The organism is Deltaproteobacteria bacterium, from assembly GCA_005879535.1.
In the GTDB taxonomy this organism is placed as follows: domain Bacteria; phylum Myxococcota; class Myxococcia; order Myxococcales; family 40CM-4-68-19; genus 40CM-4-68-19.
This window is the reverse complement of sequence record VBKI01000049.1, coordinates 41192-61673: the sequence shown is the minus strand read 5'-3', so window position 1 is coordinate 61673 and position 20482 is coordinate 41192. Positions and strand designations below refer to the sequence as shown.

Annotated in this window: 13 protein-coding genes; 4 read left to right on the top strand and 9 right to left on the bottom strand. The window is 69.4% G+C overall.

The window, feature by feature from the left end; translation table 11 throughout:
- Nucleotides 1–104: 104 nt before the first annotated feature.
- The gene (locus E6J58_05875) at nucleotides 105–641 is read left to right on the top strand and encodes a sigma-70 family RNA polymerase sigma factor (GenBank protein ID TMB40300.1); all 537 of its coding nucleotides are present in this window, start codon (nucleotides 105–107) and stop codon (nucleotides 639–641) included.
- Here E6J58_05875 and E6J58_05870 read toward each other — a convergent pair.
- The 6 genes from E6J58_05870 to E6J58_05845 form a co-directional block, all read right to left on the bottom strand.
- The gene (locus E6J58_05870) at nucleotides 632–1528 is read right to left on the bottom strand and encodes an Hsp33 family molecular chaperone HslO (protein TMB40299.1); all 897 of its coding nucleotides are present in this window, start codon (nucleotides 1526–1528) and stop codon (nucleotides 632–634) included. The two genes, E6J58_05875 and E6J58_05870, sit on opposite strands and share 10 nt — an antisense overlap.
- 29 nt (nucleotides 1529–1557) lie before the next feature.
- Nucleotides 1558–2538: an SDR family oxidoreductase gene (locus E6J58_05865; GenBank protein ID TMB40298.1), complete on the bottom strand. Its 981-nt coding sequence runs from the start codon at nucleotides 2536–2538 to the stop codon at nucleotides 1558–1560.
- A 22-nt stretch (nucleotides 2539–2560) separates the two neighbouring features.
- The gene (locus E6J58_05860; protein TMB40297.1) at nucleotides 2561–3742 is read right to left on the bottom strand and encodes a hypothetical protein; all 1182 of its coding nucleotides are present in this window, start codon (nucleotides 3740–3742) and stop codon (nucleotides 2561–2563) included.
- Between the two features lie 79 nt (nucleotides 3743–3821).
- On the bottom strand, nucleotides 3822–4640 hold the full coding sequence (locus E6J58_05855) for an acyltransferase family protein (GenBank protein ID TMB40309.1): 819 nt from the start codon (nucleotides 4638–4640) through the stop codon (nucleotides 3822–3824).
- Between the two features lie 95 nt (nucleotides 4641–4735).
- Nucleotides 4736–5599 carry a polysaccharide deacetylase gene (locus E6J58_05850; GenBank protein ID TMB40296.1) on the bottom strand — a complete coding sequence of 288 codons (864 nt, stop codon included), beginning with the start codon at nucleotides 5597–5599 and terminating at the stop codon, nucleotides 4736–4738.
- Nucleotides 5596–9087 carry a tetratricopeptide repeat protein gene (locus E6J58_05845; protein TMB40295.1) on the bottom strand — a complete coding sequence of 1164 codons (3492 nt, stop codon included), beginning with the start codon at nucleotides 9085–9087 and terminating at the stop codon, nucleotides 5596–5598. The genes E6J58_05850 and E6J58_05845 overlap by 4 nt, the downstream gene beginning before the upstream one ends.
- Between E6J58_05845 and E6J58_05840 the strand changes: the two genes are divergently transcribed.
- Together E6J58_05840 and E6J58_05835 are read left to right on the top strand one after the other, a co-directional pair.
- Nucleotides 8903–10366, top strand: a complete 1464-nt coding sequence (locus tag E6J58_05840; protein ID TMB40294.1) for an amine oxidase — start codon at nucleotides 8903–8905, stop codon at nucleotides 10364–10366. The genes E6J58_05845 and E6J58_05840 overlap by 185 nt on opposite strands.
- A complete protein-coding gene (locus E6J58_05835) occupies nucleotides 10363–11061 on the top strand; it encodes a glycosyltransferase family 2 protein (protein ID TMB40293.1) in 699 nt (232 codons plus the stop codon). Before E6J58_05840 ends, E6J58_05835 begins: the two co-directional genes overlap by 4 nt.
- Before the next feature lie 4 nt (nucleotides 11062–11065).
- Here the strand turns inward: E6J58_05835 and E6J58_05830 are convergent, their stop codons facing one another.
- The 3 genes from E6J58_05830 to E6J58_05820 form a co-directional block, all read right to left on the bottom strand.
- On the bottom strand, nucleotides 11066–15661 hold the full coding sequence (locus tag E6J58_05830) for a hypothetical protein (GenBank protein ID TMB40292.1): 4596 nt from the start codon (nucleotides 15659–15661) through the stop codon (nucleotides 11066–11068).
- A 225-nt stretch (nucleotides 15662–15886) separates the two neighbouring features.
- On the bottom strand, nucleotides 15887–17986 hold the full coding sequence (locus E6J58_05825) for a hypothetical protein (protein ID TMB40291.1): 2100 nt from the start codon (nucleotides 17984–17986) through the stop codon (nucleotides 15887–15889).
- 33 nt (nucleotides 17987–18019) lie between these two features.
- The gene (locus E6J58_05820; GenBank protein ID TMB40290.1) at nucleotides 18020–18805 is read right to left on the bottom strand and encodes a hypothetical protein; all 786 of its coding nucleotides are present in this window, start codon (nucleotides 18803–18805) and stop codon (nucleotides 18020–18022) included.
- A gap of 288 nt (nucleotides 18806–19093) precedes the next feature.
- Between E6J58_05820 and E6J58_05815 the strand changes: the two genes are divergently transcribed.
- Nucleotides 19094–20482 carry a DUF814 domain-containing protein gene (locus E6J58_05815; GenBank protein ID TMB40289.1) on the top strand — a complete coding sequence of 463 codons (1389 nt, stop codon included), beginning with the start codon at nucleotides 19094–19096 and terminating at the stop codon, nucleotides 20480–20482.

The window sequence follows — 20482 nt, the reverse complement described above, 5'->3', positions numbered from 1 at the left end:
CTTTTTCGTGCGTCAATCGGCCGCTGCCTCACGAAGTGCAGCTCTGCGGGTATGGTTTGAGACTGTACAGATTACCGGATGCGTTCTAAGGGTAGGCCCGTCGGATGGGTGACCCGAGCGACTCCGAGCTGCTGGCCGCGTTCCGCGCCGGGGACTCCAGGGCGTTCGAAACCCTCGTGCGGCGCTACCAGCGGCCGGTTCTCGCCATCGCGCGGCGCTTCGCGCGGGACGGAGACGACGCCGAGGATCTGGCGCAGCGCGCGTTCATCAACGCCAGCAACCGCGCCGTGGGATGGCGCGGCGGATCGTTCAAGTCCTGGCTGTTCCGCATCGTGGTGAACCTGGCGAAGAACCACCTCCGGGACATGGCCCGGTTCGATCGATCGGACGAGGCGCAGGAGCGCGAGGCGGAGCCCACCGCGCCCGACGTGGAAGAACGGATCGCCGCCGCCCAGAGGCAAAGGGCCGTCCGCTCCGCGGTGGCGCAGCTGCCGCGCCGCCAACGCGAAGTGCTGCTGCTGCGCATCGACGGCGATCTGCCTTTCGCGGAGATCGCCAGCACCCTGGGGATCACCGAAGTGAACGCGAAGGTCAACTTCCACCATGCGGTGCAAAAGCTGAAGAAGCTGGTTCAGGGTTGAGCGATCTCCAGGAGCTCGGCGGGGGTGAACCGGTAATCCGCGCCGCAGAAATCACAGGTGAGGCGCGCGCCGCCGTCCTCGTCCGCCATCTCCCGCAGCTCGAGAGCGCCGACCGATTTCAGCGCGCGGGTCACGCGCTCGCGCGAGCAGCGGCAACCGAACCGTGGCTCCAGCGCGGAGATCCGCCGCAGCGGTCCGGGATCGAGCGAGTGCAACAGCGCATGGGCCAGGCCGGATGCACCATCGGCCGACGCAAGCGCCGTGCAGAGGGCGCCCTGTCGCAGCGGCTTGCCCAGAACGCGCGCCCGCTCGGCGTCGGCGCCCGGAAGCGCCGCAACCAGCACTCCCGCGACGCTGGCGAGGGGATCGTCCTGGGAGCAGAGGACCTCGAGCGCCATCTCCCCGCCCTCCTCGCGCTCGGAGCGGAGAAAGAGCGTGAGCGCCGCGCCGAGATCGGCGCCGGCAAACGGGTATGCCGCGCGATGCGCGCTCTCTGGGCCGCGGGGCGCGCGCAGGACGGAGATCATCCCGGCGCGCTCGTCGTGCGGCGCTGCCAGCAAGGGCCGGGGATCGAAGCGCGACGGCCGAGGCGTCCGCGGCGGCCCTTCGAGCGTCGTTACCCGGACCAGGCCGCGCACCGCGCCGGTCTCGTCTCCGTCCACCAGGAGGCCGCGCAGGGGTCCGTTGCACTCGAGTTGCACGTCGACGCGAGCTTCCTCGTACGCCGCGAGCAGCAGCCCTGCCGTCAGTCCCTGGGCGAGCGCTGCGGCGCTTCCCGGAGCGAGACCGTGGCGCGCCGCGGCCTCGCGGGAGAGCGCGGTGGCGATGCAGACCGAAAGGCGGATCCCGGAGGCAGGCGCCTCCATCGTGAGGATCTGGTCGGCCACGGGGGCGGAATGTAGCTCTGCCGCGCCGTTCAGGCCGCGCCCTGCGAGCCTTGAGCAGCGGAAACGACCTGGATGCGCGGCGGCACCTCGCCCAGCACGCTGCGAATCGTCTCCCGCAGCGTGTACGCGGGACGGAAACCAAGATCCCTCTCCGCGCGCGTGCCGTCGACGGTACAGAGGAACTGGAGATGGTCGAGCTCGGCGGAAGGGAATCCGGCCAGCCGGTACTGGAACAGCTTGTCGAGCAGCGGCCGCGCGATCAGGTGGGGCATCGGGATCGTCGTCCGGCCCAGCTCTCGCAAGACGGCGGAGAGCGGGAGCTCCCCCGGCCCGCAGACGTTGAAGATGCCGCGCACCCCGGGCCGCAGCGCGAGAGCAAGCGCGCGTGCAACGTCCTCCTCGTGGATGAGCTGCACCATCGGATCGAAGCCCGCCAGCGTCCAGGGTCGCGGCAGGCGCATGTACATGGAAGGTGCGTTCTTCACGGTGGGTCCGACGATGTGCACCGGCCTGAGGATCACCGTGTCCACCTCGGGGTGCTTCCACATGTACTGCTGCGCGAACATGTCGACCTCGACGAGGTCGCGGAACTCCGGGAAGCGCTGCGACCCGAGCAGCGGCGATTCCTCGGTGAGGAAGTTGTCGTTGCCCGGCTGCGGACCGTAGACGGTCGCGGAGCTGAGCACCACGACCTTGCGCACTCCGTACTTCGCCGCGTACGAAAGCATCGCCTTGGTGCCCAGGACGTTGAAGCTGTGGTGCTCGCCCTGTGGCAGGCGCGGGTCGTGCGCGATCGCCATGTGGATCATCGACAGTACGTCGCCGCGGCGGAACAGGTCCTCGACCTTGCGCTTGCGGATGTCGAGGTTGTGCACCTCGAGGTCCTTGGGCGCGCCGGGGAACGGCCGCCGATCCAGGCCGATCACCCGATCGGTCTTGTGCAGGACGCGCGCGAGCGCGCGACCGAGGTTGCCGCTGATGCCGGTGACGAGGACGGCGTCGCGCGCCATCCCGGCACCTTAACACGGCGCCCTACTTCGGGATCGCCAGCGCCACCGCGGTCGTGTTGTGCCAGGACTCGATCCGGCCGCTGTAGCTGGCGATCTCGCCGTAGGTGAGGAAGCCGGCAACCGGCACCTCGCCCATCACCTCGCGGACAGCGTCGATCTCGCGCTGGAACCCGTCCTTGAGGATCAATCCGCGGCAGACGCAGTCGAAGAGGAGAACGCCAGCGGGCGTCTGCCCCTGGAGGTTCTGCAGCGCCTCCTCCGCGGCCTGCCGCGCGGCGGCGACCATGCTGTCCGGCTTGCCGTCGAGAATGGCCACGTGCGCTCCCTGCGGGACCTCGGCTGCGCAGGTGAGCGACCCGTCGGCGCCGACGGAGAGCGGAGCGCGGGCCCGCGTCACCTTCCCGGCGACGATGATCCCCAGCTCGTTGGCGATCAGGTACTCGCCGGCGGACGCCGGCGCGAGCGTCACGCCCCGCTTGCGGGCGTGCTCCTCGTACACGGCGAAGGCAGGGCGACCGTCGATCTCGTGGACCACGTTCCCCTTGGCGCGCGTCACGCGCATCTTTGCCGTGGTCGCCTCGAGGCCATGGCCGATGCCGACGCCCCAGGGGGTGCGGGCGAAGAGGTGGACGGCGGCGGCCATGTCGCTCGCGGCCCGCTCGGGCTCGCCGACGTGCGTCGCCTGGAACTTGCCCTCGTCGCCGGCGGCGCCTCCCACCACCTGGTGCAGCGCCTGCGTGCTCTCCACGATCGATTCCACGAACCGTTCGCCGGCGCCGCTCAGGCCATCGACCAGCGTCATGGTGGTGGAGCAGACGAAGCCCTTCTGCCTCGCGGCGTCGGCGGCGCGGTGAAAGCCTTCGCAGAGCGCCCGTGCCGCTTCCTGCGGCGCGGCGGCGACGTCGCGAACGGTGCGGGCGAAATGCGGGGACTCGGTCGAGACGAGCATCACCGCGACGCCGCCATGGATCAGGCCGCGCTCGGTGAACTCGCCCGCGGTCGTACACCCGACGAGCTTCGCTCCGCCGGCCACCTTCGCAACTGCGCGCAGGCATTCGCTGAGCGAGAGCGACGGAGAAGCGAAGACGAACCCGAACGAAGGCGCAGCGCCGCGAAGGCCGTCGAGCGCGCCGCGCGACGCCTCGCTGGACGCGCGCTGGGCATCAGGGCCGCTGGCGCGGCCGGAACCAACCTTGTTCACCATTTGGGATTCCCCCCGCGTGGAAAGAAACACGGGGTGCGACGGGGCGTCGAGGAGGCGCTGGTGGGCCAGGGTGGACCGATCAGCGGAAGATGGAGCCTCGGGAAGCGAGCCCCCGCTCGAGGAGCGCCTCGATGGCGCGCCTCACCTCGGAGACCTTGGGCTCCAGCTCCGCGTCGTCATCGTCGGGCGAGCCGGAGAACCGCAACGGCGATCCGAACCAGAGGTGGTATTTCACCGGAAGCGGCAGCGGCACCACCGTGGGGGTGATGGGAAGCGCCGGAAAGCCGATCGCCTTGGCGACCGACTTGAAATCGAAGAACGCGGGCGCCTGCTCTTCGGCGCCTACCACCGCCACGGGAAGGATGGGCGTTCGGGTCTCCAGCGCGATGCGCATGAAGCCCGTGCCGAACTCCTGCAAGCGATAGCGCTTGTCGTACGTCTTGTTCAATCCCCTCGTGCCCTCCGGGAACACCATGATGGTCTCGCCGGCCGCCAGCAGGCGGCGGCAGTTCTCCGGCGTCCCGACGACCTGGCCGATGCGAGCGAAGAACGGCGCCACGAAGGGAAGCGTCGGCGCCCACTTCTCGACCATCGCTCGCACCACCCGCGGGGGCTCCGCCTCCACCAGGAGCGATAGGGCGATCATCGCGGCGTCGAGGGGCAGCTGGCCGGAGTGGTTGGAGATGAGCATCACCCGGTCGGGGGGGACCTGGTCGATGCCATGCGTCTGGACGCGGAAGTAGCTGCGATAGAGCCAGAGCACCGGCGCGATCGCGGCCTTGGTGAAGTCCAGCTCCAGGCCGAACGGGTCGACCCCGTACTCGTTCTGCGGGGCGACCAGCCGCGCGAGCCTCGCCTCCAGCTCCGGCCCACCCTGGGAGAGCGTCCACTTCTCCATCGCCCCCCGCAGCCGCCCGAACAGCCCCCGGGGACGATCCCGATCGAAACGAACGAGCGCGGTGGACACGTAGGCGTGGTAACGCCCCTGCGCGCTCAGGGCAAGAGGCGGATTGCGGCCTCGACGAGCGTGCAGTGCTCGCCCGGGAGCGTTTCGAGCAGCCCGCGCAGCCGCCGCAACTTGTCCGCCGCGGGCATGCGCAGCCCGGGCTGGACGGCGGCGATCCCGGCGGGCACGTCGCTCTCGTCTAGTACATCGATGCCGTGAAATTCCAGGTTCAGGTGCCCGCGCGCGAACGCCCGGTGCGCGAGCCACGGGAAGGGCAGGATGGTGGTGCCGATCACCGGCGCTCGGAGACCGGGCAGCGTCGCGATGGGGAGCTCGCGAACGCCTCGCCTGCGGTGCGCCCTTCGCGGCGCGAAGAGCTGCCGCATCCCACCAAGGATGCTCTGGCTGGTCCGGCCGCGCAGCGCGTAGTAGCCGAGAGCCGCCGCTTTCGCCGCGTAATAGGGAAGGCTGGGCAAGAGCGAGGAGTCATAGGCGTACCCGCGCTCGCGGACGGCGTCGAGCAGTCGCGCCGAGAGCGTGTAGCCCGGAGCGCGAAAGCCTCGCGGTCTTTGCCCGCAAGCATCCTCGATGGCGCGCTCGGCGAGCCCGAGATCCTGCGCGATCTCTTCCCGAGTCCTGCGCGAGAGCGCGTAGTCGTGTCCGTAGGAATGCGAGCCGATCTCGTGTCCCGCCGCAGCCGCGGCCTTCAGCGCCCCAGGTGCGATTGCCGCCTCCCGGCCGATGACGAAGAACGTGGCGCGCACTCCCGCCGCGGCGAACAGCTCGCAGAAGCGCTGGACGCCGACGGCCGGGACGGCGCGCTGCGCCCGCTCGTCGAGGCGCAGCGGCAGACCGTGGATGGCGGCGTAGCAGCCGAGCCCGTCCAGATCGACGGAGACCGACCAGATCACGGCGTGCGCCGCGATTCCTCCTGCAGGTAATAGATGTCGTCCTGCACGGTCGACAGGTCGCCGGCGTCGGGACGGAGATCGAGGTACCGGCGGAACTCCGCGACCGCTTCCCGGCGGCGGCCGTCGTCCTTGAACATGTACCCGAGCTCGTGGTGCGCGAGCGCATCGCCGGGATCGACGCGCGTTGCGCGCTGCAGGGCATCGACGGCCTTCGTCCGGCAGCCCCGGCAGTCCTTGTCCTTGTAGGCGATGCCGAGCTTCGTCCACACCGAAGGCAGGTTCGGATCCTGCGCGAGCGCCCGCTGGAAATCGCGGATGGCGCTGTCGATGTCGCCCGACTGCTGTTCGGCGTCGCCGACCAGCGCCCAGAGGCGCGGGCGCTTCGGATCCAGCTCGGCCGCCTTGCGGAAGGAGTTGACCGCATCGCGGAACCGGTTCTCGATCATGAGATTCACGCCCAGGTGCTCGTAGGTGTCGGCGTTCTTGCTGCCCTTGTCGAGGGCGCGGGTGTAGGCGTCGATCGCGTCGCGGACCTGCAGGCCCCTCTCGTAGATGAGGCCGAGGTGGTAGAGGAACTCCGGGTTGTCTGGCTCGATCTCGACCGCCTTCTTCACCAGATCCTGCGCCTCCCCCAGGTTCTTGCGGCCGGCGAGCGCGCGACCGAGGAAATAGAGCGCTTCGGGGAGGCGGTCGTTCATCGCCACGGCCTGCCGGAGCTGCGCCTCGGCCTCCTCCAGATCGCCTCTCTCGACCAAGATGCCGCCGAGACGCGTGCGATAGAGCGCCTCCTTGGAGTCCAGCTTCACGGCCTTGCGGAACGACTGCAGCGCCCCGTCCGACTGTCCCATGCGGCGGAGCAGCGAGCCGTACTCGTACTGCAGCGCCGCGTCGGTTTCGAGCTGGGTGAGCGCCATCTCCATCTGCTTGCGGGCCGCGGCGAGATCGCCTTGCGCCGCCAAAGCCTTGCCCATGCCCGCATGCGCGATCGGGTCGTTGGGATCCTTCTGCAGCGCACGCGCAAACGCGTCGCGCGCCTTGTCCCGGTGGCCCATCGACAGGGCAAGATCACCGATGGCTTCATCCTCCACCGCCGTCAGCGAATCGGTGGGCACCTTGAGAGCCACGTCGAGCCGTTCCTGCGCGCGGGCCTTGTCGTTGCGTGACACCCACACCAGGCCCTCCGCCGCCAGGGCCTCCACCAGATCGGGCTTGGCCTTCAGCGCGGCCTCGTACTTGCGGTACGCCTCTTCCGCCTTGCCGATGGCGTCGGCAACGCGACCCTGGAGGTAGAGATAGCGGGCATTCCCCGAATCGCGCGTTGCCGCCTCGTTGATGGCCTTGTCGGCCTCGAGCAGCCGGTTCTGCCCGAGGTATGCACGCGCCGCTCCTCCATACGCGACCGCCGAGCCTCCGTTCTGGATGGCTGCCTCGAAGTGTCGCGCCGCCTTGTCCCACTCCAGCCGCTGCAGGCGGAACTCGCCGTATGCCTCGTGGACGCGCGGGGAGTTCGGGTCGAGTGACACCGCTCTTTCGTACGCCGCTTCCGCGCCCCTCAGATCGTGGGAAGCGGTGGCGAGGCTTCCGCGGAGCATGTTCGCGCGTGCCTCTTCCGCGGCGTCGAGCGTCTTGCGGCCGTCGGTGTCGAGGGCCTTGGCCAGCATCTCGCCGGCTCCCTTGGTGTCGTTCTGCCGCAGCCGCACCGAGGCGAGCTCGACCATCGCCCTGGCGTTGTCCGGAGCGGCCTTGAGCGCCCGGTCGTAGAACTCGGCCGCTTCCGGAAGCTGGCCCCGGTCGCGCGCGACCGCTGCGCGCAGCAGCAGCAGGCGGGTCGAGGAGCCGCGCTTGAACGCGTTGTCGATGACCTGCGCCGCGCGACCGAACTCGTTCCCGTTGATCAGCGCGACGGCGTAGAGCCACGTCGATTCCAGGTCGGCGTTCGGCGCGTCGCCGAGGGCGGCGAGAAATTGCTTCGCCTTGGGCAGATCGTTGCTCGCCAGCGCGAACGCGCCGCGGGCGCGATTCTGGATAGGCCGCGTCTTCTTTATCTTCTCCACGATCCGCTTCGCCTGATCCCAGTCGGCTCCGACCTGGCCGTACTCGATCTTCAGCTCGGAGGCGGCCAGCACGAAAAACGCCATCACTTCCTCGTCGTCCGGAACGGCAGCGATGAGCTCGGCCGCCGCGGCGACCGCCTCGCGCGAGCCGGCGAAGTCGCCGCGGTTCAGCTTCGCGAGGCCTTGCTCGATCACCTTGGTTTCCGTCGCGGTCGCCGCCTTCTTGGAGGGAAGGAACTCGTTCACCAAATCCAGGACCGCTGGGTTCTTCCGTTCGCGATACCCGAAGACGCCGGCCGCGCCGAGCCCGGCGACGAGCACGAGCGCGATCAACGGGCCAGGCCGGAAGAGCGAACGCAGCGCGCTCGGTCCGCGCTCCTGCTTGCGCCGCTCGCGCTCCTCCCGATCTCGCGCGGCCTTTTCCTTCCGCTCCCTCCACTTGCGCTCGTTCTCCTCCTTCTTCGAGAGCGGGGGAGCGGCGGCAACCTCCTCTCCAAGACCGAGCGTCGGTTCCTCGGCAGCGTCGGCGGACTTGCCGATCATCGGGGGAGGCGGCCTCTTCTTCGTGTCGGGGTCTTTTGGCGCGTCCTCGACGAAATCGAGCATGTCGGGCGGCGCGCCGGTCTTGGGCGCATTGTCGACGAAGTCGAAGTTCATCGGCTCTTCGTTCGCCTTCGGCGCCGTCTGCAGCGTGCGCGGCTCGACGGCGAACTCGTCCCTGCGCTGCGGCTCGACGGCAAACTCGTCGTCGTCCGGCGGCGGGGCCGCTTCCAGCGGCGGAGCGGGGGGCGCCGGGGTTCCGGCATCGATGGCGGCGAACGGGTCGTCCGGAGGAGGGGGCGGCGGTGGCACGGCCGCGTCGTCGAATCCGGGCAGCGGCACTGCATCGCCGTCGGGCGCAGGATTCGACCGGCGCAGCGGCGGACGGAAATCCATCGCCGTGCGGCCCGATGCTTCTCCTCCCTCGAGGCCCGGAAGGGCAACGGCGCCGGGTGCGACGGGAGGATCCAGATCGGGCAGGCCGGACGACGAGTCCGGCTCCGGCGCATCGCCAAATCCCGGCAGCGGCACCGCTCCGCTGCCTGGCGATTTGCCGCCCATGGCGGGTCGCGGCGGAGTCGCTTTCGGTGTCGCTTTCGGTGCCGCGGGCTTCGCTGCGGGCTGGGGCGCAGCAGGCTTGGCCGCGCTCTTCGGTGCATCGCCTTTCGGGCGGTGCACGGTGAAGGGATTCTTGCACTTCGGGCACTTGATGGAGAGGCCGGCCGGCGGCACGCGCGAATCGTCCAGCTCGTACGCCGCGGCGCAGTTTGGACAGGAGATCTTCACGCGGCGTCGCCCCGAAGTCACGCTAGCATCGGCCTGCTGCGTCGCCAACGAAACGGCGGGACTTTCATGGTACAGGCGGGTGCTTATGCGCCGGGGTGGGAGAGCCATCGTGATCGGCGGCGGCCTCGCCGGCCTCGCGTGCGCGCGGGAGCTCGGCAGCGCGTGCACGCTGCTCGAGGCCGAAGACCGGGTGGGCGGGCTCTGCCGCACCGAAGTGATCGAAGGCTTCTCGTTCGATTGGACCGGCCACTGGCTGCACGCGCGCGATCCGGAGATGCGCGATCTGATCGCCGGGCGCTGGCTGCGCGGAAACCTGCTCGACGTGCAGCGGCGCGCGCGGATCTACAGTGAAGGCGTTTGGACCACGTTTCCTTACCAGTTCCATCTGCACGGTCTGCCGTCGCGGACGATCTCCGACTGCGTGCTCGGTTTCATCGACGCCACGCTCGGCCCCGGCGGCGAGGCGCTCCGTGCGCGCCCTCTGAAGAATGCGGCGGAGTACATCCTCCGGCATCTCGGCGAGGGGTTCGCGCGCCACTTCATGTTTCCCTACAACGAAAAGCTCTACACCGTGCCGTGCGAGGAGCTCTCGCCGGAATGGGGAGGCCGGTTCATCCCCAGGCCGTCGCTCGAGGAGGTGGTGAACGGAGCTGCGGGACCGGCCCCGGAAGACGTGGGATACAACGCCTCGTTCTGGTATCCGCGGCAGGGCGGAATCGAGGCGCTGCCTCGCGCGATCGCCGCGGAGCTGCGCGCGGACGTCCGGCTCGCCGCGCGCGTACAGCAGCTCGATCTGGCCGGGCGCCGCGTGCGGCTCGCCTCCGGCGAGGAGCTCGCGTATGACGCCCTGGTGCTGACGGCGCCCCTGCCCGTCTGCGTCCGCCTGCTCGCCGAAGCGCCACCTCCCGTGCGGGAAGCAGCATCCCGCCTGCGCGCCGTCTCCGTGACGGTGGTGGAGGTCGGCGCGCGCGATTGCGGCGGCGAGCGCTTCCACTGGGCGTACTTTCCCGGGAAGGAATTCGCCTTCTACCGGATCGGCTCGCCCTCGCAGGTCAACCCGGCGCTCGCCCCTGCGGGCTTTCGCAGCTTTGCCGTCGAGTTCGCTCATCGCGGCGCCCCGGACACCGCCCGGCTCATCGAGCAGGCGATCGAAGCGCTCTCGCGCTGCGGACTCGTCCAGCGCGACCAGGTCGTGCTCTCGCGCGCGCGGACGATTCCGACGGCCTACGTGCTCTTCGATCGTCATCACGCGCAGGCGCGCGCTACCGTGCAGGGCCACTTCGAGCAGCACGGCGTCGAGCTGGCAGGCCGTTACGGGAAGTGGGAGTACAGCTCGATGGAGGATGCCCTCCTCTCCGGCCGCGACGCCGCGCGCAATCTCGCATGATTTCGATCGTCATCCCCGTCTACAACGAGGCGAGCATCGTGCGGGAAGCCGCCGCCGAGCTCTGCCGCAAGCTCGACGCGCTCCGCTGGGAGTACGAGCTGATCCTCTCCGAGAACGGCTCGCGCGACGGCACGCTGCAGATCCTCGAGGCGTTGCCGGCGCAGCTTCCGCGGACGCGCTGGCTGCACGAAGACGACGCCAACTACGGGCGTGCGCTGAAGATCGGGATCCTGCAGGCGCGCGGCGAGGTGGTGATCTGCGACGAGATCGATCTCTGCGACGTGGAGTTCTACCAACGCGCGCTCCCGATCCTCGAGCAGGGCGCCGACATGGTCGTCGGGTCCAAGGCGATGAAAGGCGCGAACGACGGTAGACCGCTGGTGCGCCGGCTGGCCACGCGCACCATCACCCTGCTCTTGCGGGTCGTCACCGGATTTCGCGGCACCGATACGCACGGGCTCAAGGCCTTCAAGCGCGAGCGCCTCGTCGACGTGGCGCGGGCCTGCGTCGTCGACCGCGACCTGTTCGCGAGCGAGTTCGTCATTCGCGCGCAGCGGATGGGCCGCGACGTGCGGGAGATCCCCATCGCGCTGCAAGAGAAGCGGCCGCCTTCGACGCATCTCTTGCGGCGGGTGCCGCGCGTGCTGAAGGGACTCTTCAAGCTGGGCTGGACGATTCGCGTCCGCCACCGCTGAGCGATCAGAACTCCTTGGTATACAGCACCGAGAAGTTGCTGGTGCGATCTCCGTACGTGACTTCCGCGGAGACGGCGCGGCTGATCTCGTACTCGAGATGTCCTTCGATGTTGTTCTCGTAAGGGGTCTCGGTGAAGCGCTGCCGGTACCCGATGAAGACGCGGTCGCCGATGTACTTGCCGACGCTGGCGCCCGATACACCCTGCGCGCTGGTATCGATGGTGATCACGTCGACCGGGAGGACATCGGCGAGCTCCTTGCGCACCTGGCCGAAGAGAAGCCCTCCCACCACGCTGGTCGCGGCGCCGGAGAGATCGACGCCGCCGCCCTGTTGCGTGGCGCGGCCCTGGATCCTGCCGGTGGCGAGGAAGAAGGCGATCTGGTCCTGATCCATCGCCGGGTTCGAGCTCATGTCCAGCTGCGGATCCTTGGCGGTGCCGGTGACGGTGATGGTGACCTTTGCCTGCGGGTTGTCGTACAGCGCCTTGATCTCCAGCTCCGGATCCGACAGGTCGCCGCCCGTCTCGATGATCTTCGCGTCGTCGATGATGAAGCGGCGCCCCAGCGCAGTGAACGAGCCCTGGGGCACGTGGATGGTGCCGTCCGCCGTCGGGCCCTCCTGGTGGCGGGCGTCGTAGACGAAGTTCATCTTGCTCTGGACGGGAAACTCGAAGTCCGCCGCCTTCACGTAGAGATGGTCGAGATCGAGATGCGCATTCATGCGGAAGGTGGCCTTGCTGCGCGCTTCCGCCTCCGCCTCGACGTCTTCGGGTTCGCGTCCCGGCGGGTGCGGCCGCTCGCCGGGATGCACGAGGATGACGTCGGGGTTCTCCTTCAACCGCGGCAGCTTCTTGTCGGGTAGCTGTTTGATCACGATCCGGGCATCGGGAATCCGGGCATTCAGGGTGAGGATGTCGTCGGTGTAGTCACCGAAGATGTCCAGCTCGCCGGAGATGTCGGCGCGCTGCTCGCCGGCCTGGCGCACGGGGACCGCTCCTGCGGAGAGCGAACGGTCGGTGCCGGGGACCTTCCGGTCACGTACCGACTCCGAGTCGCCGAGGTGGACCTCGCCGGTGAATTCGATCCGGTCCGCATTCGGGGCAGAAGGCAGCGGACGCCGGGAGGCCACGAGGATCGCGCTGAACGTGCCGGTGCCGACCGTGCCGGTGATCCGATCGACGAGTGCTTCCTTGGGAGAGAACTTGGCGTCGAGCCCCACGTCTTCGTAGACGCCCTGCCCCACGACGTCGAACATGCCGCGCCGCAGGTGGGCGTCGCCCTCGGCGACCGGTTTGGACAGCGTGCCTCCCATCTTCACCACCCCGTCGAGCGTGCCGCCGGCGCGCCGGAGCCTTGGGATGAGGCCGGAGAGGAACGCGAGATCGAGCTGGCGCGAGCTGACGTCGCCCGAGATGCGGCCCTCGAGGGCCGGCGCCGCGCCGCGCGCGAGCAGGGTGCGCCCTCCCAGGTCCGCGTCGAGCTTCACATGGCCGAGGAACCGTCCGCCACCCGGGGGATCGATGCCGACGTGCAGCAGGGCGCCGCCCGAGTTGCCTTCGAGGTAGAGGTCGGCTGCGCCGAGCTTGTTCTGCTGCGCGGTCAGATCGCGCAGCGTGAGCTGACCGTTGACCTGCGGCCGCGCTGGAGTTCCCGAGAGCGCGACGCGCCCCGCGAGCCGCCCTTCGGCGACAGCGCTGCGGCCGGCGAGTTGCGAAGCGCGCGCGATCGGGAGGCCGGGAATCTCCAGATTGAACGAGAGGGCCCGGTCGAGCAGCGGAGCGATGGCCTGGCGATCGTTACGGCGCTCGAGCAGCTCCACCAACTCCGCCCCGGACACGGACGCCGAAGCATCCATCCGCGCAACCACGTCTCCCTGCGACTGCGCGCCGACGGTCGCCTTCAGCTTCTCTCCGATGCCCAGGGTGCCCTGGAAAGCGAGACGATGGAGGCGGCCGACGGTCACGTCCTCGCCAGCCGTGTTCAGCTCGACGATCGGGTCGACGACGGTGCCGGTGAGGCGCGCCGACAGGCTCACGGTTCCGCTGCTGCCCGCCGGGAGCAGGCCGGATCGCGCGAGCCGGTCCAATGGAAGCTTCGTCACCGCCAGATCGCCCTTTACCGGCCGCTGCAGCGCGCCGCGCAGATAGCCACGATCGCGAAGGGCGCGGATCAGATCGAACGGCGCCTGCGCGGTGACCGCGAGCGCCGGATCTCCGCCGAGGAGGACGGCGCCGTCGAGCGCGGCGGTGCCTTTCTCGACCAGAAGGCCCAGGTGCGCGTCCACCTGCTGGATCTTCTCGGTCCCGAAATCGCTCGCTTCGAGGGAAACCGTGGCCCGCGGAGCCGCCAGGGTGCCGACGGCGACGATCCGCGCATCGATGATGCCCCTGACATGCTGGCGCTGGAGGGAATCGATCTTCGCCGTCTCCGCAAGCCGCGCGAGGTCCAGCCTGGCGAGACGGACGTCGAAGCGGACGGGCGCGGTGGCAGGCTGCGTGGCGATGGCCTGCACCGGAAGCTCGCCCTGAAAATCGAGCCGGACGAGGCCGCCTCCTGCCAGCCAGCCCTCCGTCTGCAGCACGCCGGCGCGGACGTGAGCGTGCGTCTGCGCGTCGAGGGACAGATCGCCTGCGGGACGCGCCCCCGCTCCCCGCAGCTCCACGCGCACGTCGACGTCGGGCCGGGCACGCGGTCCCTGGACGACCGCGTTGGCGTCGAGCACGCCGTGCAGCCCGAGGTCCTTCGGCATTGCGAACCGGGGAAGGCGGTCCAGCTCGAACCTGGTGACCACGAGGGCCGCGTCAATCCGTCCCGGCGGCGGCTGCACCTGCGCCTGGAGGCGGATGCTTCCGTGCTCGCCGACGAGCTCGATGGGCTCGAGCACGAGCGCGTCGCGGAAGTGGACGCTCGCGTCGTGCGCGAGGCGCAGCGTGTTTCCCGGATAGGCGACGAGGAAGTTGGAGAGGCTCAAGCCGTCCTTGTCGTCGTCGATCTTCGCGTCCCCGGCGAGCTGGACCGCGCCGTCGGCGACTCCGGCATCGATGCGCACGTGCGCCAGCGGCCATTGCAGCGTCATGTCGACGTGCGGCGCCCCGAGATCGATCGCGCTTGCCGAGAACCTCCGGGCGACGAGTCGCAGCGAGCCGTCCGGCCGCTGGAGCGGCCCGCGCAGGTTGCCGTCGACAGCGAGTCCGTCCGCGTCGATCGTTCCGGCCCACCGCAGCCGCGGCGCGCGCAAACGCACCGTGGCGTCGGGCGAACGCGGCGAACCGGTCACACGCGAGACCAGATGCGCGGAGCCGGCGATCGGGAGCGATGGCTTGCGTAGCGTGGCTCCGATGGCCCGTCCGACGTGCGCCAGATCCGCGGCGCGGATGTCGAGATCGAGCGACAGCTCGTCGTACGCGGCGGCTCCGTGCGCCTTCACCTCGAGCCCGAACGCCGTGGCCGTGAATGCTCGCACGATCGCGTATCGGCGCAGCAGGGTCGCCTTCATGTCCACCACGACCGGACCTACCCGATCCAGCCGGGCGGGGCCGATGTGCAGCGCGCCTTCCAGCTGTCCGACGACCCCGTGCTCGTCGAAGCGCGGCGTTCCTTTTCCATGCAGTGAAAGGCGCCCGGTCACTTCGCCCTTCGGAGCGCGGGCGGACACGGCACCCGGATCGATGCGATCGAGCGACACCTGGACGTCCCAGACCGGGCTCTTCTCGACGGTGGCAGTCAGCTTCAGGTCGATCTTCCCGCCGCCGGCAACGAGCTTCGCTTCCGCGCCGGCCGTCTTGCCGTCGGACTTGAGGTTCGCCTCCCCGCGGATCGCGCCCGCAAGCGGCGCATCCGGGGCGATCGCGTGGACGTCCTGCGGACGCACGGCGATCTCGCGCAAACGGATCTCCCCTGCCTGCTGGCCAAGGTTCCAGGACCCGCTCGCCAAAAAGCCGCTCTCACCGAGCTTCACCCGCAGCGAATTCAGCCCGACCGTCCCCGTCGCCGCGGTGCCGTCAAGCCTTGCGTCGAGGTTCAACGCGACCGGCGCTTCTCCCGGCGCCGATAGCTGCGCCGAAACGTTGAGCACGGCGGCGGCCGCGTCCGCCGAATAGTGCGCGTGCGTCTCTCCGACGTTGAGATCGCGCAGCGCCAACGTGGCGTCGGCGCCAAGCTCGGGGCGTACCGTGATGGAGCCGCCGCGAAGCTCGAGGTTGCCGACGTCGATGGTCCACTCGAACGGGCCGCCGCCCGGCTGCGGTGGCTTGCGTGGCTTGATCGCGCGCTGCAGCGTCGTCTCCGCGCTGCCCGGGGCCTTTGCGATCTCGATCCACGGCCGCTCGAGCTGCGCCTCCGTGAGGACAATCCGATGCGCCTTCAAGGCGAGCGGCTTGATTCGGACGCAAGCGCGGTCGGCGCTGAGTACGCGGTGGCCTTCCGGATCGCGCAGGTCCACGCCGTCCACGCAGATGTGCAGGAAGCCACCGACGTGGATGGCGCCGACGCGCAGATCGCCTTCGATGGCGTTGCGCGCCTCTTCCGTGACGTACCGCCCCAGCTTCTCGGCACCGCTGCCGGTGTGCAGCCAGACGAGCGCTACCACGATCGCCAGCACGAGGACGCCAAGCAGCCCGAGCGCAACATTCCGCAGGATCCAAGGGATCTTGCGTCGCCGCGGAGCGAGGTCGTCCCGGCGCCGCGGCGAAGGCCGCGGAGGTTCGTACGTCGGTTCTGGCAACTGCTCGGATCCCACCGTTCAGGATTCTTGCCACACAAACGTCCGAGCGCACCTGGAACGGCTGTTCCAAGCGTCCTTGCGACAACGCACTCGTCGACGGAGTTAAAAAGCTTCGCCCAGCGTCACGTGAAAGGCGAGCCGCGGCACGTGGATGCACCCCGCTACCGTGCCCCGGCAGTACGCCGACACCAGCGTGTCCGGCATCGTGACTTGCGCGCCCGTCGGATCCGTGGCCGCCCCACCCGTGGCGAAGACGTCTTTCGCGCGCGCCAGATATGCAACGTCGAGCCGGATGGGGCCGAACGGCGTCAGATAGCGGAGCCCAAGCCCGGGAGCGACTTCGAGCCCGCCTGCGAGGGGTCGCTTGGGATCGTCACCGATGCTGCTGGCGTCGACGAACGGAACCACGCTGAGATGGTTGAGGATGAAGTCGGCGTGAATGCGAATCTCCGCCGAAACCAGCGCCGCCGCCTTTCCACCGATGGGGATCGCTTCGGTGGCATACGGCTGCGTGCATCCAGGGGTCCCCATTAGCCGCGGATCGCAAGGAGTGGCGCCGAGCTTCGGACCCTGCTGGAGCGCACTGTAACCGCGCTGCTCGTTCTGGCCGCCGAAGAAGAACCTCTGGGTGAATGGGGTCGTCGCTTGCGTCTCGGTGAACATGCCACCGTACAGGGCGCGGACTGCGAGAACGGCGTAGCGACCGAGGGAAGCGTACCCGCGGACGTCCGGGTTGACTCGGAAGTAGCTGAACGATCCGGGCTTGAGCGTTTGCTGGAGGCTGACGCTTCCGAAGAACCCTTGCGTCGGCTCGATGAGGTTGTCCCTCCCGTCGTAGGTGTATCGCAGCTCGGGGTACGTCAGTGTGCAAGCGCGCGGGCAACCAGCGACGAACTGCGCGCCCGTCTGCGCGAGTGTCGGAAGGTTGGCGCCGCGCAGGTCGACGTTGAAGTAGCGGAGAAAATTCAGCGACAGGCCGACGGTGTGCGGGCCACGGCGGTACAGCAATCCCGCGCGCGCGGCGACGTCGTCGTACGAGAACCCGGCCTGGACCTCGCGTCCGAACTCGCCGCGCACCACCCAGTCGAGACCGGGAACGAACACGTTCGGGTTCGTCACCTGGGCGCTGGTCACCGTGGTGATGCCGGAATGGCTCGGGTCGTACTGGCCCGGAAACGGGTTCGGAACGAAGGCATATCCAATGGTGCTGGCCAACTCCAGCCGCCGCAGGCCGCCAAAGAGCGAACGGTGCGTGTATTCCGCATGGAGGCGCGGAAGCTCCCAGCGCCCTTGTTCCGCGGAGCCGCCGAGGCCGAGCTGCAGCGTGCGAACGGGAGCCTCGCGCACGTTCACCCGCACCGCGGCAACCGGTTTATCGTGCGCCGGCTCTGCGGCGACGCGCACGCCAGAGAAGACGCCCAGGTTGTAGACGTGCTGTTGCGCGAGCGCGATGGCCTGCGGATTGTATTGGTCGCCGCGATCGATCCCGGTGGCGTGCGTGATTGCGTCCGACGGCACGCGTTGGTTCCCGGTCACCTTGACGTCGCCGAAGGTGTAGCGCTGCCCCGGATCGACCTGGAAGACGATGTGGGCGCTGCCTTGCTCGGGGGCCACCTCGACGCGCCCGCGCACCTGCGCGCGCGCGAAGCCCCGGTTGCGGAGCTGCTGGATGAGCACCTCCTTGGCCTTCTCGTAGACGTCCTCGTCGAAGCCGTCACCCGGATGGATGGGAATGGCATCGCCCACGTCGGAGACCTCGTCGTGCGACAGGCTTTCCAGGCCTTCGAAATCCATCTTGCGGACGACGGCGCGGCGACCTTCCTCGATGGTGACCACCACGGTGACGCGACCTTTGTCGTCGCGAAGCTCCTGGACGTCCTTGACCTTAGCCTCGTAGAAGCCTTTCTGGTTGTACCAGCGCTCGACCCGCTTCAGATCGAGGGCGAACAGATCGGCGTCGTAGTAGCGCGCGGTCTTGCTGAAGAACAAAAAGCCGCTCGTCGGCGCGGTCGCGATGTGGTCGAGCAGCTCGCCGCCGGAAATGCTCTGGTTGCCCCGGAACTGGATCGCCGCGAGGACGGGATGCCCCTCGAAGGGTTCGTACGGCGTCGCGCAGGCCGCGAGCACCAAGAGGACGGGGGACGCGCGGACGAAGGCCACGAACCTGGAACGCATCTCCTCACCGGTACAGCCTCGAGCCATAGCCGCAAAGGCGCAGCTCCGCTGCGCCAGCGGCTAGCGTTGCCGCAGCAACAGATGCAGGTGGGCCTTCTCCCAGGCACGCGCGCGCAGATAGCCGGGGAAGCGACGTTCGGCGACGCGGAACTCCGCGCCGTGCACGATGCGGCGCCCGGCGTCGTCCATCGCCGGCGGGTGGACCTGATGGAGCATCTCGTGGAAGACGACCATCTCCACGAAGTAGCGCGGAACGCGCAGGTCGTCGAGCGCCGGGTGGATCCGGATCACCTTCTGATCGTGGAAGTAGACGCCCATCTTGATCGAGCGGCGCCGCCCACCGGGACTGCGCCGGCCCCAGCCGATGCGGGCGCGGACGGACTCCGCGAAATGGCGCTCGTTGAGGGCCACGTAGATCTCGGCGAGATCGTGAACGCGGCCGTGCGCGGAAAGCGGCACCTCCGGGCGCGGCTCCAGCGGCCGGATCAACTCGCGGTTCTGGCGGACGTATTCGTCGATGGCGCGGCCGTGCGTCCGGCGGTTGCGGCCGGTGAAGCCTGCGAGAGCGCGCATCACCGGCTCGTGCGCGGCGGCGAACATGTGATGGAGGCGAAACCGCAGCCGGCCCTCGACACGCCGGTAGCTGACCATGGTCCACGCGTTGTCGGTCAGCTCCACTTCGACGGGCTCGCGCAAGAGAGAAGAGAGGCGCGATGCGAGGACGAGGCTCGCGCCGTGAGGAACGAGATGGATCCCCGGCGGGCGCGGCCCTGCTTCGAGGGCGACGGCAACGCGGGGTTCGGAGCGGGGAGCGGTCTCGCTGAGGAAGAGGGAGAGCTGCCGCATGGCTGCGAAGCACTCTAGCGACCGCAGCCGCCCTGCTTCAAGCCGGTCGGATGTTTGACGCTTCGGATCGGCGTCTGTATCGTGCCGCCCAAGCTCCGCCGGGGAGCGACACATTGGGATGGGAGGAGGACCGATGGCCAGAAAGAAGGGTTCGAAGAAGGGTTCGAAGAAGGGCGCGAAGCGGACGACGAAGCGGAAGAGCTCGCGCAAGAGGTAGCCCGGACGTATCCGGGCGGCCTCCCGTACCCGGCGAGGCCGCCCGCGAATCCCGAAGTTGGAAGTCCTGCAGTGCCCCCCACCATCGACGACGAAGATCGGAAGCGGCTGCTCCTCGAGCTGCGCGCTCTGGTGGGCGCGTCGCTGCAGAGGCTCTGGCTGCCCTCGCCGCGACTCTGCGTCCTGCAGCTCCGCCTCCCCGGCCGCAGCGCCCTCGCCGTGATCGATGCGCGACTGCGATTCGCAGCGCTCGTGCCCGAACGGCCGACGGCGCCGGACAGCGCGCCGCGGTCGCAGGCGACGCTGCGGAACGCGCTGGAAGGCACGCGGCTGTCCGGCGCGGCGCTGGTCGTGCCGCGCGATCGCCGCGTCGCCTCGCCGCGCCTGGAGTTCGGGGAGCGCGTTCTCATCGCCGAGGAGGCCCTCCTTTGCGTCGAGACCGCGAGCGGGAAGATTCTCTGGGCGTCATCGGGCGCCTCGCGCCGGCCGGGAAGCGCATATCCCGGCGCCGACGAGATCCCGCTCGGCGACGCGCAGCCGCTGACCTCGCGCGATCGCAAGGTCCGCGAGGCCCTGGCAGCGGAGGAGCAGGCCGGCGTCGCCGCGCGGCGCAAGGAATTGGTCGCGCGTCTGCGGACCCGTGTCCGGAAGCTGGGCCGCACGGCGGCCGCCGTGGAGGAGGATGCAGCGCGCGCGGCGCGCGCCGGTGAAGAGCGGGCGCGCGCAGAGCTGCTCTTGCCGCTGGCCTCCCGCCTCGCTCGCGGAAGTCGCGAGGCGCGCGTGCCGGACTGGTCGCGGCTCGACGAGGAAGGTCGGCCGATGGAAGTCGTGATCGCCCTCGATCCTTCGCTGAGTCCTGCCGAGAACGCGGCGAGGTGGCTGCGGCGCGCGAAGCGGTACCGAACGGCGGCGGAGCGCATCGCCACGCGCCGCGAGCAAGTGCAGGCAGAGCTTTCGCGCACGCAGGCGCTCCTCGCCCGCGCTGAAACGGCGCAATCCGCGGACGAGCTCGCCGCCGTGGAGGCGGAGCTTCCCGAAGCCCCGCCGCGCTCACTGCGCGGCCGCGCCGCCCCGCGGCTGCCGTACCGGAAGTTCATTTCGCAGGCGGGCGCGCCGATTCTCGTCGGCCGCAGCGCCCGCGACAACGATGCGCTGACCTTTCGCGTCGCGCGAGGGAACGATCTCTGGCTTCACGCGCGAGGCCTGCAAGGCGCGCACGTGGTCGTTCCCGGTGCCGGCGATTCACCAGATGCGCGAACGCTGGGCGATGCGGCGTTGCTCGCGGCACATTTTTCCGCGGGGCGCGGAGAGGACCGGGTCGAGGTCGCCTGGACTCGCTGCAAGCACGTGCGCAAGGCGAAAGGAGCGCCAGCCGGGACCGTGATCGTGATCCAGGAAAAGGCCTTGCGCGTACGGCTCGAAGCGGAGCGGCTGGCAGCTCTCTTGAGCACCGAAACCTGA